The organism is Streptomyces roseicoloratus (assembly GCF_004117935.1).
Classification (GTDB): domain Bacteria; phylum Actinomycetota; class Actinomycetes; order Streptomycetales; family Streptomycetaceae; genus Streptomyces; species Streptomyces roseicoloratus.
Genome location: NZ_SDOY01000126.1, coordinates 1 through 14,874, shown reverse-complemented (window position 1 = coordinate 14,874; position 14,874 = coordinate 1). Strand labels below are relative to the sequence as shown.

Sequence of the window (14,874 nt, the reverse complement as noted above, 5' to 3'; positions counted from 1 at the left end):
GGCTCCGGCCGTTCCCGCGTCACCGTGACGTGCCGGGAACATGCGACGTCAGACCATGATCGGCCGCCTCAAGCTCCCTCGAAGGAGTGAAACACGCCGACGGTCGGATCCGGCCAACACGCGAGCCGCGTTATTTCGGATACGGGCGAGGGCCCGTGAAGACATCCGGAAGGCAGGAAACCATGAGGCAGATCAGCCGAAGTGGTCTGGCCACACTGTTGGTCACCGGTGGCGCGCTGGCGCTCTCGGCGGGCGCCGCCCATGCGGACTCCGCGGCGCAGGGTGCCGCCGTCGGTTCGCCGGGCGTCGGCTCCGGCAACGCGGTGCAGCTGCCGGTGCACGTGCCCGTGAACGTCTGCGGGAACACCGTCAACGTCGTCGGTCTGCTCAACCCGGCGGCGGGCAACAGCTGTGCCAACCGCTCCGACTCCTCGCACCGGGGCTCCGGCGCCCGTGCCGGCGGCCCGTCCCACAAGGACATGCCGGGCACCCCGCGGGCCGGCTCGTCCGACGGCGGCACCCGCGCGGGCGGCGGTTCCGGGCACGGCGGTGGCCACCACGGCGGCGGGGCCCACAACGGCGGCGGCGCGAGCGCCGAGGGCGTCACCGAGGGCTCCCCGGGCGTCCTGTCCGGCAACGGCATCCAGCTGCCCGTCGACCTTCCGGTCAACCTCAGCGGCAACTCGGTCAACGTGGTCGGCATCGGCAACCCCGCCATCGGCAACACCTCGGTGAACGAGTCCGAGGAGGAGTGCGAGCACCCCGAGACCCCGACCCCGCGTCCGGAGACCCCGCGCAACCTGCCGCCCGCCCCGAACACCGAGGAGCTCCCCCCGGCTCCGCAGTCGCACTCGGTCCAGCTCGCCAGCACCGGCGCCGACTCCCTGGGCTACGCGGCCCCGGCGAGCGCCGCCCTGCTCCTCGGCGGAGCGCTCCTGTACCGCAGGGCCCGCCGCGCGGCCGACCAGGTCTGACGCACCGGCGACCACCAGCCTCCTCGATTGCCACCGGCCCCGATCGACCGGGATCGGTCAGGGACGCCGCGTCGCCGCGCTCCTCGCCCTGCCCGTCAGCCGGCCCGCTCCTCGGCCCGCACGCTTCGGAGTCCGTCCGACGCGGCTCCCGTCCGCCAGGACGTGAGCACCGTCTCGACGGCGGGCGCGATGCGGGCCCGGGCCTGATGCCGGGGCACCCCGGCCATCAACAACGCGTCGTAGTCGGTGTCGACATGGCGTACGGCGGCCCGCACCGCGGCCGTGACCGCGCCCGGGTCGAGGGCCCGGCCCGCCGCCGTACGACCCACCCGGCCACTGCCCTTGGCCGAGGCGTGCGCGGCGATCCGCGCCGCCCGCTCGGCCGGGCAGCCCGGGAACAGGCGCAGGATCTCCGCCCGCAGGGCCACCGTGATCTCCGCGTCCCGCGCGGCCCGGCGCGCCGCGTCGCGGGCCCGGCGACGCGCCCGGGCCTCGGCGTCCGCGAGGCAGGCGGCCTCGGCCCGCGCGAGCGCCGCCTCCTCGACGAGCAGGCCCTGACGCTCGTAGCGCGTACGGCGCCGGTTGTGCCGTACCACCACCGCCCACAGCGCACTGCCCTCGCGGGCACGGCGGGTGAGCGCGGTGTCGCCGCGCCGCAGGAAGACGAGGTGCCCGAGATCGGCGCAGTCCAGGCAGACGGGCGCGTTGAACTCGACGACCATCCGCTCCAGCGGGCCCTGGTGGCATTCCGAGCAGCGGCGTCGCCTGAGCGGTTCGACCACGACGGGAGCGACGAGATCCACACCGTTGTCCTACCCGCGGGTTCACGCCTCCAGACGTGCCCGTCTCGTGCCGAACGCCCCACGGTCCGGCGGCTGTCGGCGTGGGCACGGCGATGAAGCCCCCACACGCCGCCGGCGGCACAGCGGCGAACGCGGGCGCTACTGGCGGTAGCCGCCGAGGAAGCGGCCGATACGGCTGATCGCGGCGTCCAGGTCGTCGGCGTACGGCAGCGTGAGGATGCGGAAGTGGTCCGGGCGCGGCCAGTTGAAGCCGGTGCCCTGTACCACCTGGATCTTCTCCCGCAGCAGCAGGTCGAGGACGAACTTCTCGTCGTCGTGGATGCGGTGCACGGCCGGGTCGAGGCGGGGGAAGGCGTAGAGCGCGCCCTGCGGTTTGACGCAGCTGACGCCGGGGATCTCGTTGAGCTTCTCCCAGGCCCGGTCGCGCTGTTCGCGCAGCCGTCCGCCGGGGGCGGTGAGCTCGTGGATGGACTGCCGGCCGCCGAGCGCGGCCTGGATGGCGTACTGGGCGGGCGCGTTGGGGCAGAGCCGCATGGAGGCCAGCATGGTCAGGCCCTCCAGATAGCTCCTGGCGTGCTCACGGGGGCCGCTGACGACCAGCCAGCCGGAGCGGAAGCCGGCCACCCGGTAGGTCTTCGACAGGCCGCCGAAGGTGAGGACGACCAGGTCGGGGGCGAGCGCGGCGACCGGGTGGTGGACGGCCTCGTCGTAGACGATCCGGTCGTAGATCTCGTCGGCGAGGACCATCAGGCCGTGGCGGCGGGCGAGGTCGAGGATGCCCTCCAGGACCTCCTTCGGGTACACCGCGCCGGTCGGGTTGTTCGGGTTGATGATGACGACGGCCCGGGTCCGGTCGGTGATCTTCGCGGCCATGTCGTCGAGGTCCGGGTACCAGTCGGCGGACTCGTCGCACAGGTAGTGCACGGGCCGGCCGCCCGCGAGGGTCGTGACCGCGGTCCACAGCGGGTAGTCGGGGGCCGGGATGAGGACCTCGTCGCCGTCCTCCAGGAGGGCCTGCGTGGCCATGGCGATGAGTTCGGAGACGCCGTTGCCCAGGTAGACGTCGTCGACGTCCACGTCCGTCAGACCCATCGACTGGTAGCGCTGGACGACGGCGCGGCGGGCGGACAGGATGCCGCGCGAGTCGGTGTAGCCGTGCGCCCTGGGGAGCATCCGGATCATGTCCTGGACGATCTCCTCGGGAGCCTCGAAGCCGAAGAGCGCCGGGTTTCCGGTGTTGAGGCGCAGGACGCTGTGGCCCGCCTCCTCCAGGGCGTTGGCGTGCTCGATGACCGGGCCGCGGATCTCGTAGCAGACCTCGCTCAGCTTGCTCGACTGCCGGAACTCCATGCGCCGACCTCCCCAGAAGTGTTGATGCTTGGTTTTACCAAGTTCGAGCTTGGAAAGTCCAACAACATGTCTAGACTGCGTCGCATGCCACCTCAGTCACCCTCGTCACGATCGTCGCGTCAGCCACGCCGCCGGAGCTACGACCAGTACTGCGCCGCAGCGCGCGCCCTCGATGCCGTGGGCGACCGGTGGACCCTGCTGATCGTCCGTGAACTCCTCGCGGGACCGCGGCGCTACACCGACCTGCACGCCGATCTCCCCGGCGTCAGCACCGACATGCTCGCGGGCCGGCTCAAGGACATGGAGGGCGCGGACCTCGTCACCCGCCGCAGGCTGCCGCCGCCCGTCTCCGCGTACGTCTACGAACTCACCGAGCGCGGCCGCGAGCTGCTGCCCGTGCTGCGCGCCCTCGCCGCGTGGGGCGCGCCCGCACTCGGCGAACCCCGGCCGACCGACGCCGTCCGCGCCCACTGGTTCGCGATCCCGCTCCTCGACGCCCTGGCCGGACTCGGCGCGAAGGTCGTGCAGGTCACGCTGGACGAGGGCGAGTTCCACGTACGCGCCGAGGACGGCGGACGGCATTCGTACGGGGAGGGTCCGGCCGCCGACGCCGAGGTGCGGCTGCGCACGGACACGGCGACCTGCCGGGCCCTGGCGGACGGCGAACTGACCCTCGCCCAGGCGGTGGAGGCAGGCCGCGCCGAACTCCTCGACTGAGGCGCCGGCCTATCCGCCGGCGGCCGGAGCCTTGGCGCGGCCCGCGGAGCGCGCGCGGTCCGGAGCGTTCGCGCGGTCCGGCGTAGGCGTGCGGTCCGGCGTAGGCGTGCGGTCCGGCGTCAGGGTGTGGTCCGGCGCATGGGTGTGGTCCCTGGTGCGCGGACGGTCCGGACCGTGCTCGTCGGACGCGTCCGGGAGCGGTGGTTCCGGGAAGCGGGCCAGGGCCGCGGCCAGCCGGTCCCTGGCCTCCGTCTGGGCGGCGATGCGCGCCTCCAGCACCGCGAGGCGCTCGCGGGCGATCCGCAGCCCGCCGGCGGAGGGCGGCGTCCCCGGCATGTCCCCGTCGAGGCAGCCCGCGAACGCGGCCACGTCGTCCAGCGTCAGGCCCGCGCCCAGCAGGTACCGGATGTTGGCCACGCGGACCACGGCGTCCGCCTCGTACACCCGGTACCCGTTGGACGCGCGTACCGAGGAGATCAGCCCCGCCTGCTCGTAGTGCCGCAGCGCGCGTGCCGTCGTCCCCGTCCTGCGGGCCAGTTCCCCGATGCGCAAGGCCCCCACCTCCCCGCGCAGTCGTATCACGACACCAGCGCCCCGCCGTCCACGGGCAGCACCGTGCCCGTCAGATAGCCGGCCTCCGGCGCGGCCAGTGCGGTGATCGCCCAGGCCACGTCCTCGGGGCTGCCGATCCGGCCCAGCGGGATGTGCGCCAGCTGCCACTTCCGGACCGCCTCGCGCTGCTCCGCGGAGAGCCCCATGTGGTCGGCGATCGGGGTCTCGATCGCACCGGGTGCGACGGCCACGACCCGGACACCGCGCGGCGCGAGCTCCACCGCCCAGCAGCGGGTCAGGGTCTCCAGGGCGCTCTTCGTCGCCGGATAGACGGAGTTGTCCGGCCAGCCGCGCTGTCCGACCGTCGTCGTGACGTTGACGACGACGCCCCCGGCGGCCTCGAGCGCCGGCACGGCGGCCTGCGTGAGCAGCACCGGCGCGACCAGGTTGGTCTCGACGAGCGGGCCGATCACCTCGCGGTCCAGGGTGCCCAGCGGCCCGCCGACGGCGATCCCCGCGTTGTTGACGAGCACGTCGAGCCGCCCGTACGTCTCCACGGCGGTGCGGACGATGTCCTCCGGCGCGCCCTGCGCCGTGACGTCGGCGGCCAGCGGCCGGATCCCCGGGAAGCCCGCCGCCGTCTCGTCGAGCGGCTCCTGCCTGCGGCCCACCGCGACGACCGTCGCGCCCTGCCGGGCGAAGCGCCGGGCCGTGGCCCGGCCGATCCCGGTGCCCGCGCCGGTGACCACGACGACCGGAGAAGCGCCGGGAGCGGGTGGGGAGGCGGCGGGAGCGGGCGTTTCCATGGCTGTCCGTATCTGAATCTGAAGCCGCGTCGGTGCATCGGTGTTCATGGAGCGATCGTCGAACCTTGACGCCAGCGGCAAGGTCAAGCCCGTTCGCGCGAAACGTTCGCGGGGCCGGTACGGCAGGATGGGGCGGATGCGATTCCAAGCGATCAGCTGGGAGCGGCTGGCCGGCGCCGTGGCCGACCGCGTCGACCGGACGGACCCCGGCGACGGCAGCGACTGGCTCAAGGTGGGTGTCGACGGCGCCCCGGCCACGCCGGGCGGCGAGTTCGCCGAACGGGTCGCCGAGGTGCTGCGGCTGCGCGGCAGGTCGGTGCTCGTCGTCGCGACCGGCGGCTTCCTGCGGCCCGCGTCGCTGCGCTTCGAGCACGGCAAGAGGGACCCCGACGCGTACTACGGCGACTGGTTCGACACCGGAGCGCTGTGGCGGGAGGTGTTCGGCCCGCTGGAGCCGGGCGGCAGCGGGCGGGTGCTGCCCGACCTGTGGAACCCCGTGACCGACCGGGCCACCCGCAGCTCCGCCGTACCGCTGGCGCCCGGCGGAGTCCTCCTGGTCCACGGGCCGTTCCTGCTCGGCCACTGGTTCCCGTTCGACGTGAAGCTGCACCTGCGGCTCTCGCCGGGCGCGCTGGCCCGTCGTACCGAGGAGCCGTGGACGCTGCCCGCGTTCGCGCGGTACGAGGAGGAGGTCGGACCCGCCGATGCCGCCGACGCCGTCGTCCGCGTCGACGACCCACGGCGCCCGGCCTGGACCGGCTTCGTGGACTGACCTGCGCCCGGAACGGTCTATCCGGGCCGTCCGCCCACCGACCCGACCGCCCGTGCCCCCGCCCGGCAGCCCGCCTCCGCCGCCCGGCCCGGGTCCGCGCCCGCGAGCCGGGCCGCCAGGAAGGCGCCGGTGAAGGCGTCGCCCGCCCCGGTGGTGTCGACCGGGCGCGCGGGCGGAGCCGGGACCTTCGCCGTCACCCGGCCGTCGGCGGCGAGCACGGCGCCGTCGGCGCCCAGGGTCACCGCGACCAGCGGGAAGCGCCGGCTCAGCGCCGCCGCTGCCGCGGCCGGGTCCGCGTGACCGCTCAGGAGGCGGGCCTCGTCCGCGTTGGGCAGCAGGCACTCGGCGCCGGCCGTGGACGAGAGGAACGCCTCGGCGCCGTGTTCCGTGAGGAAGCCCGCCGAGGCCGGGTCGACGCTCACCGGAACGCCCGCCGCGCCCGCGTCCCGCAGCACCCGCCCGGCCGTCCCGCGGCTCCGCTCGGCGAAGAAGAGGTAGCCGGACAGGTGCACCCGGGCCACCCCGTCGAGCAGGTCCGGCGACCAGTCGCCGGGCGAGAGCCGCAGCGCCGCGCCGCTGTCCGTCAGGAACGTCCGCTCCGCGTCCGCGCCGACCAGGGCGATCACCGTCGCGGTCGGCACTTCCTCGTCCGGGACGAGCAGCGGTCGCACGCCCGCGCGGCGCAGCTCCCGGTCGTGCCACACGGCGGAGTCGGTACCGACCCGGGCGAGGAGCCGCACTTCGGCGCAGCCCGAACGCACCGCCCAGCAGGCCACGTTCGCCCCGGCTCCGCCGGGAAGGGTGCGGATCTCGGCCGCCGTGTCGGTCGCGGGCGCGAGCGGCGTACGGTGCCGGGCGACCACGTCGGTGACGACGTCCCCGACGACCAGCAGCGCACCAGGGACGGGCCGGGACGCGGGCGCGGACCCGGGGGCGGGCCTCGGCTCCGCCGCCGAGCCGCGGCTGGTGGCCGCCCAGGTCCCGCTCACCGCTGCCCTTCGTGGTAGGCGGCGGCGATCCGTGCCGCGAGCCGCACGTTGCCCCGTACCGCCGCCAGGTTGGCCTCCAGGGACGCCCCGTCCGTATGCGTCGTCAGGTACTCCAGCAGGAACGGCGTCACCGCCTGCCCCGAGATCCCCTTCTCCCGGACCGCCGCGAGACCGGCCGCGAGCACCCGGTCGTGCAGGGCCGGGTCGAGCTGCTGCCCGGGCGGTACGGGATTGCCGACGACCAGCGCCGCACCCGGCCCGCCCAACTCGTCCCGGGCCCGCATCACCCGCGCGACGTCCTGCGGTGTCCGCACCGTCCAGTCGACGCGCTCGCCGGAGGACGAGAGGTAGAAGCCGGGGAAGGTCTCCGTGCCGTAGCCGACGACGGTCACACCGAGGGTCTCCAGGCGCTGCAGGGTCGCGGGCACGTCGAGGATCGACTTCACGCCCGCGCAGACGACGGTGATGCCGGCCGTGGCGAGCAGCCGCAGGTCCGCCGACTCGTCCTGGGTCTCGGCCCACTCACGGTGGACCCCGCCGAGACCGCCGGTCGCGAAGACCCGTACGCCGGCGGTGTCGGCCAGCCAGGCCGTCGCCGAGACGGTCGTCGCGCCGGACGCCCCGGCGGCGAGGGCCGGGGCCAGGTCCCGGTGGCCGAGCTTGCGGACCGAGGGGTCCTCGGCGACCCGGGTGAGCGCGGCGTCGTCCAGACCGATCCGGGCGACGCCGTCGAGCACCGCGATCGTCGCGGGCACCGCCCCGCCGCCCCGTACCAGCGCCTCCAGCTCCTTCGCCACGGCCAGGTTGCGCGGGCGCGGCAGGCCGTGGGCGATGATCGTCGACTCCAGCGCGACGACGGGGCGCCCCTCGTGGAGCGCCTCCCGTACCTCTTCGGACACCTGTGTGGGCATGCTGGATCTCTGGCGCACCCACCCGCCTCGCAAACCTCGCCGACACACATCGGCCACGGCCGTCGTGGACTTCGGCGGTCGTCGGCCACGGCGGTGGCGGCAGTCGTTCAGCCGCAGCGCGGCAGCGCGGGCAGCCTGGCGACGTCCACGACCTGGATCACCGCCCGCGCGCCCGCCGTCTTGGCGTTGCCGAGGCTGTAGGCGAGGACCAGGGCGTTCCCGTCGGCGGCCGTGTAGCCGTACGGGGGAGCGATCCGCGCGTACGAGCCGACGCCGGGGTCCAGGGCGTACGAGGTCTCCGGCGTGCGCCAGGTGACCAGCCTGCCCGCGATCCGCAGCTGGTCCATGCCGTCCGCCGCGGGCGAGGCGGTCACGGCGGCCCAGGGCGGCCGGGCCTCGCCGGCGCGCCAGACCATCAGCCGGGGCTCGGTCTCGCCCTCGACCCACGCCCATGTGCCGCCGTCGGAGACGAGCGCGCGGATGTCGCGCAGCGCGGCCACCGGCGCGGGCAGTGCGGCCGGGCGGCCGTCGCGGAGCGAGAGGGCCGCCGGCCGGGTGTGGGCGCCCTCGGCCTCCCGCCACACCAGCAGGCCGCCCGCGGCGAAGGGCGTGTCCAGCACTCCCGTGTGCCACGCGCGCGCGTGCCCACCGCCCGCCGGGGCGGCGAACACGGTGGCCTTTCCGGTTCCGGTGCCCTGGGCCCAGACCACGGTGCCGTCGTGGACGACCGGGCGGGGGAGGGGCCCCGGCCGGTCGGCGCGGGTCAGGCGCCGGCTCCTGCCGGTGGCCGCGTCCCACACGTAGAGGCTCCACGGGCTGTCCAGGGTCCGGCCTTCCAGGACGGCGAACGCGGCCCACCGGCGCCCGTCGAAGTCGGCCGCGAGCAGCTGGTGTTCGACCGGGTCGGTGAAGCGGAGCAGCGTCCGCGGAGACGTTTCTCCGTCACGTACGAGGACGGCTCGGCGGCCGTCGTCGCCGGTGAGCTGGAGCGCCGTCCAGCCGGGACCGGTGTCCGCGAGGGCCGGGCGCCGCCCGCCGGACGGCCGGTACTCGCCGGCGGCGAAGACCGCGCCCCACGCTGCCGGCAGCGGCACCTCGCAGGCCGCGGCCCGGGGTGCCGGCGGCGCGGTGGCGGGCTGCGGCCGGGGCGGCGCGGTGCCTCCGGGCGAGCATCCGGCGAGCGTGACGCCCGCCAGGAGGCCCGCCAGGATGCTCGGGACCACGCCCGCCCGCGCGTACCTCCGCGTGCACCCCGGGGCGTCAGCCCGCGTGCGCCCCGGGGCGCACGCCAGAGTGCGTGCCGGAGTGCGCGCCGGTGCGGGTGCCCGGCGCGGTCGCCTACCAGACGTAGCCACGGCCGCCCATGATGGTGGTGATCGTGTCGGACGAGATGTGCGCGGACTTGGGCACCGGGCCGGCCCACGAGATGACGCTGGTGCTCACGCCGCCCACCGGGTCGAGGTAGTTGACCTGCCCGGCGGCCGTGTCCGTGTTGTAGCCGTCGATCGAGACCCAGTGGAAGATCTCGATGTTGGGGTGGCCCACGAGGTGCGGACCGCCGGGCACCTCCCAGGCGTTGCCGGCGATGGCGTAGTCGTTGTCGGTGTTGTGGGTGATGTGCTGCCTGAAGTTCGCCTTGTCGGTGGCGGTGGGCGAGTACGGCAGGGCCTTCGGTACGTAGCCGGCGCCGGGCAGGCGGTGGTTGAGCGCGTCCACCATCGGATAGCCGGTGGGGTTCGGGACGTTGATGTCGATGCCGTACCAGGCGGTGCCGCTCGTGTTCGTCCTCAGCAGGGTCGCCGCGTCCCGCTGCGAGCGCCCGCCGACCTCGTCGTGGGCGGACTGGGTGATCACGAGCGCGGCCGGGCCGCACCAGTACGAGGTCTGCTGGGACTGGTGGAGGGCGCCGGAGACCTTGTACCCGGCGAGCGCGCCGGCGGCGCCGTACGCGCGGGCGCGCTCGTACGTTCTCTCCGCCTCGGCCTGCTTGACGGCGGTGAGCGCGCGCTGGGCGGGCGTCAGGTGCTGCGGGCCGAGCGTGTCGTGGGCGGCCTTGTACCACGCCCCGGGGGCGGGCGCGGGCTCCGCGGCCGGCACGGCGGGCGCCGCCGGGGTCGCGAAGGCGGTGGGAGCGGTGGACACGGCGGCCATGGCGGCGGTCAGCAGGGCCGCGGTGCCGAGGACGGCCCTGCGGGCGCGGGTGGGGGTCATCGCACTCTCCTGTCCGGGGAGGGAGGTGGGGGAGGGGAGCCGGAGACCGGCTCGGGGGGAGTGTGGCGCCGCCGAGCCCCGGCTGTCAGGAGGGCGCGGCGCAATCTCCGGCACCAACATTGGGCCCACCAAAGACGCCTGCCCCGACCAGCGACGACGGTCGTGGGCGACAGTTGTTCGAGGGGCGGTTTTCCTTGCCCGGGCGCTACGGAATCGGTGCCCCGGCGGACGTGTCCGCGCCGGTCGCGCGCCGATGGCGCCGTGCTCCCGGCGGATGCGCCCCCTGCGGATTCCGTGACGCCGCGCCTGCGGATTCCGTACCGGTGAAGTCGCTGGTCGGACCGAGAAACGGAGGGGAATCCTCCATCGGGTACCGGTCCCGTGCAGGCCCGACGGACCCCGCTACAGTCACCGCCCATGACGACCCACGCGCAGCCTTCCTTCGCCGTCCACATCCCCGACGCCCAGCTCGAGCCCGAGCCGCTCGACCCCGGCCAGATCGTCTCCGGCACCCCGGAGGTGACCGGCAAGGTCCTGTGGGAGTCCGCGGACGGCAGGCAGATCCGCGGCATCTGGCAGATCACGCCGGGCGTGGTCACCGACACCGAGGCGAACGAGCTGTTCGTCGTCGTGAGCGGGCGCGCCACGGTCGAGGTCGAGGGCGGCGAGACGCTGGAGATCGGCCCGGGCGACGCGTGCGTGCTCCGCGAGGGCGACCGCACCACCTGGACGGTGCACGAGACCCTGCGCAAGGCGTACCACATCAGCCTCTGACTCCGGAGCGGGGCGGTCCGGCTTGACTCCCGAGCCGCGCGCGTGCGACGGGCGCACCGGCGCGTCGGGCCTCCAGGCGCCGGGCCGCGGGGCACGTGCCCGTGCGTCTGGGTCTGGGTCTGGTAGGAAACCTTCCTATCCGCTACTCTCGCCGCGGCGGCTTGGCGCGGCGCCCGTCCGGGAACCCCGGGCGTGGGCGTGACGCGCTCAGCGAGAGCTCTGACCCGGCCGCCGTCACCGCCGCACGCCCCGTGGCGCCCCCCGCCGCGCGGGCCGGGCCGCGCTGTCCGCACCGGAGTCCAGCTCTCGCCGTCTCCAGGCCAGGGAGTCCCAGGTATGCGCCTGAACGCCTCCGCCCCACCTCGCCGCACCACCCCGTCCCTCCTCCTCGCCGTGCTCGGCGCCGTGCTGCTCCTCATCGGCGGCCTGCTGGTCCTCGCGCCCGACCGGGCGGCCGCCGCCGACCCGCTGCTCTCCCGCGGCAAGCCCGCCACCTCGTCCTCCGTCGAGGACACCGGTTACGAACCCGCCAGGGCCTTCGACGGCGACCCGGCCACCCGCTGGGCCAGCGCCGAGGGCTCCGATCCCGAATGGCTGAGCGTCGATCTCGGGGCCCCGGCCTCCGTCTCCCGCGTCCGCCTCAAGTGGGAGGCGGCGTACGCCAAGACCTACCGCGTCGAGATCTCCGCCGACGGCACCTCGTGGACCCCGCTCGCCACCGAGTCGGCGGGCAACGGCGGCACCGACGACTGGACCGGCCTCAGCGGCAAGGGTCGCCACGTCCGCGTTCTCGGCACCACCCGCGGCACCCCGTACGGCTACTCCCTCTACGAAGTCGAGGTGTACGGCACGCCCGACGGCACCACGCCCACCACCCCGCCGCCCACGACCCCGCCCCCCACCGGCGCCTTCACGGTCGTCGCGGCCGGCGACATCGCCGCCGAGTGCACCGCCTCCAGCAGCTCCTGCGCGCACCCGAAGACCGCCGCCCAGGCGCAGCGCATCAACCCGGCGTTCTACCTGACGATGGGTGACAACCAGTACGACGACGCCCGGTTGTCCGACTACCGCAACTACTACGACAAGAGCTGGGGCGCCTTCAAGGCGAAGACCCGCCCCGTGCCCGGCAACCACGAGACCTACGACCCGGCAGGACCGCTCGCCGGCTACAAGTCGTACTTCGGCGCGATCGCCTACCCGCAGGGCAAGCCCTACTACAGCTACGACCAGGGCAACTGGCACTTCGTCGCCCTCGACTCCAACTCCTTCGACGACCCCGCCCAGATCCAGTGGCTCAAGGACGACCTCGCCCGCAACGCCAAGGGCTGCGTCGCCGCCTACTTCCACCACCCGCTCTACTCCTCCGGCGGCCACGGCAACGACCCCGTCTCCAAGCCCGTCTGGAAGATCCTCTACGCGGCCAAGGCCGACCTCGTCCTCAACGGGCACGACCACCACTACGAGCGCTTCGCCCCGCAGGACCCGGACGGCCGGGCCACCGCCGACGGCATCGTCGAGATCGTCGGCGGCATGGGCGGCGCCGAGCCGTACCCGATCGAGGACGTCCAGCCCAACAGCCAGAAGCGGATCAGCGGTCCGTACGGGGTGCTGAAGCTCGACTTCACCGACACCACCTACACCTGGCAGTACGTCGGCACCGACGGCCAGGTCAAGGACGCCGGCCCGACCTACCGCTGCCACTGATGTACCTCGCGACCACCGGTCGCCGGGACGTGTCGCCCGCCCCCATCGGGGCGCGGCGGCGCGTCTCCGCCACCGTCCTCGCCCTCGGCACGGTCAGCCTCGTCACCGACGTCTCCTCCGAGATGGTCACCGCCGTCCTGCCGCTCTACCTGGTCCTGGGTCTCGGCCTCACCCCCCTCCAGTTCGGCTTCCTCGACGGCCTCTTCACCGGTGCCACCGCCCTCGTCCGGCTCGTCGGCGGGCACGCCGCCGACCGCGGCGGCCGGCACAAACGCGTCGCCGGCCTCGGCTACGCCCTCTCCGCCTGCTCCCGGCTCGGCCTGCTGCTCGCGGGCGGCGCCACCGGCTGGATCGCCACCGCACTGGCCGCCGACCGGCTCGGCAAGGGCATCCGCACGGCGCCCCGCGACGCCCTCATCACCCTCGACAGCCCGCCCGACGGCCTCGGCCGCGCCTTCGGCGTGCACCGCGCCATGGACACCACCGGCGCCCTGCTCGGCCCGCTGGCCGCCTTCGCGATCCTGTGGGCCACCGCCGACGCGTACGACGCCGTCTTCGTCGTCAGCTTCTGCACCGGGCTGCTCGGGGTGCTGCTGCTCGCCGTGCTCGTCCCCGGCGGCAGGAGGGAGACCACCGGCGAGTCCCACCGGGTCCGCGACCTCGCGGCCCCGCTCCGGCTGCCCGCCGTGCGCAGGGTCGTGCTCGCCGCCGCACTGCTCGGCGCGGCCACCGTCGGCGACGGGTTCCTCTACCTGCTGCTCCAGCGGCGGACCGACCTCGCGGCCACCTGGTTCCCGTTCCTGCCGCTCGCCGCCTCCGCCGCCTATCTGCTGCTCGCCGTACCGGCCGGGCGGCTCGCCGACCGCACCGGCCGCGGACGCTCCTTCCTGTACGGGCACGGGGCCCTGCTCCTCGCCCTCGGTCTGCTCCTGGCCCCGCTGCCCGGGCCGCTGCTCCTGGTGGGCGTCCCGCTGCTGATCGGCGTCTTCTACGCGGCCACCGACGGCGTGCTGATGGCGCTCACCGGACCGCTGCTCCCGGCCGCGCGCCGGGCGAGCGGCCTGGCCCTGGTCCAGACCGTCCAGGCCCTCGCCAAGGTGGCGGCGGCGGCCGGCTTCGGGGCGGCCTGGACGCTGTGGGGACCGCGCACCGCTCTCGTCCTCGCGCTCGCCGCTCTCGTGCCCGCCCTGGGCTGCGCGACCCGGCTGCTGCCGCCGGGCCGGGCGGAGCCGTCCCCGGAACCGCCGCCGCCCTCCCCGCCCTCCGCCTCGCCGTCAGGCGGCCCGCTCCTCCGGAAGGAGACGTCATGACCCGGCGCGGCAACCTGTGGGCGCTCGTCCTCGGCTTCCTGCTCCTCGCCGGAGGGGCCGGCGCGTACACCTGGCACGCCGCCACCGGGCGCGCCGCGAGCGCCGGCGGGGCGGGGGCCGAGGCGGACTTCACCCTCGGCAGCGGCTCCCCGGGCGCGCTCTGGTTCCGCGACACCGCGAGCGGGCGCGTCGCCCGACTCGACGCCGCCGCGCCCGGAGGCCGGACGGCGCGCGGGCCGCGCTGCGACCGCTTCCACGCCGCCGGGGACACCGCGCTCTGCCTCCAGCGGCGCCCCGGCGTGCCGGCCCGCTCCTTCGTCCTCGTGCTCGACCGGCGGCTGCGCGAGCAGCGGCGGATGAGCCTGCCCGGCATCCCCGACCGCGCCCGGGTCTCCGCCTCCGGCAACGTGCTCGCCTGGACCACCTTCGCGACCGGCGACTCCTACGCCACCTCGGCCTTCTCCACGCGCACCTCCATCCTCGACCTGCGCACCGGCTACCTGATCAAGAACATCGAGGAGATCCCGCTCTCCCTCGGCGGGCGCCGCCACCACGCGCCCGACGTCAACTACTGGGGCGTCAGCTTCGCCCGCGACGACAACCGCTTCTACGCCACCGTGGCCACCGGCGGGCACACGTACCTCGTCGAGGGCGACCTCGGGAACTGGTCGGCGCGGGCACTGAAGGAGAACGTCGAGTGCCCCTCGCTGTCGCCGGACGGCACCCGGATCGCGTACAAGAAGAAGGTGTCCGACGACCCCCGCGCACCGTGGCGGCTGCACGTCCTCGACCTGGCCACGCTCCGCGAGCACCCGCTGGCCGAATCGCGCTCCGTCGACGACCAGGCGTCCTGGACCGGCCCCGGCACCCTCGCGTACGCGTACGGCGGCGCCGTGTGGACCGTGCCCGCCGACGGCACCGGCGCGCCGCGCCGGGCGGCGGCCGGGGCGTCGTCCCCGGTCGTGCCCCGGTGACGGCGCGCCCGACCGTCCGGGCCGCCG

14 protein-coding genes and 1 pseudogene are annotated in these 14,874 nt (G+C 75.0%); 7 read left to right on the top strand and 8 right to left on the bottom strand.

Annotated features, from left to right (window positions below; translation table 11 throughout):
- The first annotated feature begins 182 nt into the window (after window positions 1–182).
- Window positions 183–974 (top strand): chaplin, encoded by a 792-nt coding sequence (locus tag ESG85_RS18645; RefSeq protein WP_128980682.1) that lies wholly within the window; start codon window positions 183–185, stop codon window positions 972–974.
- A gap of 95 nt (window positions 975–1,069) precedes the next feature.
- Here the strand turns inward: ESG85_RS18645 and ESG85_RS18640 are convergent, their stop codons facing one another.
- Window positions 1,070–1,777: a DUF2293 domain-containing protein gene (locus ESG85_RS18640; protein ID WP_128980680.1), complete on the bottom strand. Its 708-nt coding sequence runs from the start codon at window positions 1,775–1,777 to the stop codon at window positions 1,070–1,072.
- Between the two features lie 138 nt (window positions 1,778–1,915).
- Window positions 1,916–3,127, bottom strand: a complete 1,212-nt coding sequence (locus ESG85_RS18635) for a pyridoxal phosphate-dependent aminotransferase (protein ID WP_128980678.1) — start codon at window positions 3,125–3,127, stop codon at window positions 1,916–1,918.
- A gap of 84 nt (window positions 3,128–3,211) precedes the next feature.
- Here ESG85_RS18635 and ESG85_RS18630 point away from each other — a divergent pair, with 84 nt between their 5' ends.
- Entirely contained in the window at window positions 3,212–3,844 is a 633-nt protein-coding gene (locus ESG85_RS18630; protein WP_246095148.1) for a winged helix-turn-helix transcriptional regulator, read from the top strand.
- 216 nt (window positions 3,845–4,060) lie between these two features.
- Here ESG85_RS18630 and ESG85_RS35975 read toward each other — a convergent pair.
- Together ESG85_RS35975 and ESG85_RS18620 are read right to left on the bottom strand one after the other, a co-directional pair.
- A pseudogene (locus ESG85_RS35975) lies at window positions 4,061–4,396 on the bottom strand (MerR family transcriptional regulator); the annotation flags it as partial.
- A 26-nt stretch (window positions 4,397–4,422) separates the two neighbouring features.
- Window positions 4,423–5,202: an SDR family NAD(P)-dependent oxidoreductase gene (locus tag ESG85_RS18620; protein ID WP_128980672.1), complete on the bottom strand. Its 780-nt coding sequence runs from the start codon at window positions 5,200–5,202 to the stop codon at window positions 4,423–4,425.
- Between the two features lie 136 nt (window positions 5,203–5,338).
- Between ESG85_RS18620 and ESG85_RS18615 the strand changes: the two genes are divergently transcribed.
- Complete coding sequence (locus ESG85_RS18615; protein WP_128980670.1) at window positions 5,339–5,974, top strand: nucleoside/nucleotide kinase family protein; 636 nt, start codon at window positions 5,339–5,341, stop codon at window positions 5,972–5,974.
- A 17-nt stretch (window positions 5,975–5,991) separates the two neighbouring features.
- Here ESG85_RS18615 and ESG85_RS18610 read toward each other — a convergent pair whose 3' ends face one another.
- The 4 genes from ESG85_RS18610 to ESG85_RS18595 all read right to left on the bottom strand — a co-directional run bounded on the left by ESG85_RS18610 (window position 5,992) and on the right by ESG85_RS18595 (window position 10,085).
- Window positions 5,992–6,963: a carbohydrate kinase family protein gene (locus ESG85_RS18610; protein ID WP_128980668.1), complete on the bottom strand. Its 972-nt coding sequence runs from the start codon at window positions 6,961–6,963 to the stop codon at window positions 5,992–5,994.
- Window positions 6,960–7,874, bottom strand: coding sequence for a pseudouridine-5'-phosphate glycosidase (locus ESG85_RS18605; RefSeq protein WP_128980666.1), 915 nt, complete (start codon window positions 7,872–7,874; stop codon window positions 6,960–6,962). The genes ESG85_RS18610 and ESG85_RS18605 overlap by 4 nt, the downstream gene beginning before the upstream one ends.
- A gap of 107 nt (window positions 7,875–7,981) precedes the next feature.
- Window positions 7,982–9,097: a hypothetical protein gene (locus tag ESG85_RS18600; RefSeq protein ID WP_246095146.1), complete on the bottom strand. Its 1,116-nt coding sequence runs from the start codon at window positions 9,095–9,097 to the stop codon at window positions 7,982–7,984.
- Between the two features lie 115 nt (window positions 9,098–9,212).
- On the bottom strand, window positions 9,213–10,085 hold the full coding sequence (locus ESG85_RS18595) for a C39 family peptidase (protein ID WP_246095144.1): 873 nt from the start codon (window positions 10,083–10,085) through the stop codon (window positions 9,213–9,215).
- Between the two features lie 417 nt (window positions 10,086–10,502).
- On the opposite strand from ESG85_RS18595, the gene ESG85_RS18590 reads away from it, so the two are divergent.
- From ESG85_RS18590 to ESG85_RS18575, 4 genes are all read left to right on the top strand, one after another.
- The gene (locus ESG85_RS18590; RefSeq protein ID WP_128980664.1) at window positions 10,503–10,859 is read left to right on the top strand and encodes a cupin domain-containing protein; all 357 of its coding nucleotides are present in this window, start codon (window positions 10,503–10,505) and stop codon (window positions 10,857–10,859) included.
- 336 nt (window positions 10,860–11,195) lie between these two features.
- Entirely contained in the window at window positions 11,196–12,563 is a 1,368-nt protein-coding gene (locus tag ESG85_RS18585; RefSeq protein ID WP_128980662.1) for a discoidin domain-containing protein, read from the top strand.
- Window positions 12,563–13,873 carry an MFS transporter gene (locus tag ESG85_RS18580; RefSeq protein ID WP_128980660.1) on the top strand — a complete coding sequence of 437 codons (1,311 nt, stop codon included), beginning with the start codon at window positions 12,563–12,565 and terminating at the stop codon, window positions 13,871–13,873. The genes ESG85_RS18585 and ESG85_RS18580 overlap by 1 nt, the downstream gene beginning before the upstream one ends.
- Window positions 13,870–14,847, top strand: a complete 978-nt coding sequence (locus tag ESG85_RS18575; RefSeq protein WP_128980658.1) for a TolB-like translocation protein — start codon at window positions 13,870–13,872, stop codon at window positions 14,845–14,847. The genes ESG85_RS18580 and ESG85_RS18575 overlap by 4 nt, the downstream gene beginning before the upstream one ends.
- The last annotated feature ends 27 nt before the right edge of the window (window positions 14,848–14,874 follow it).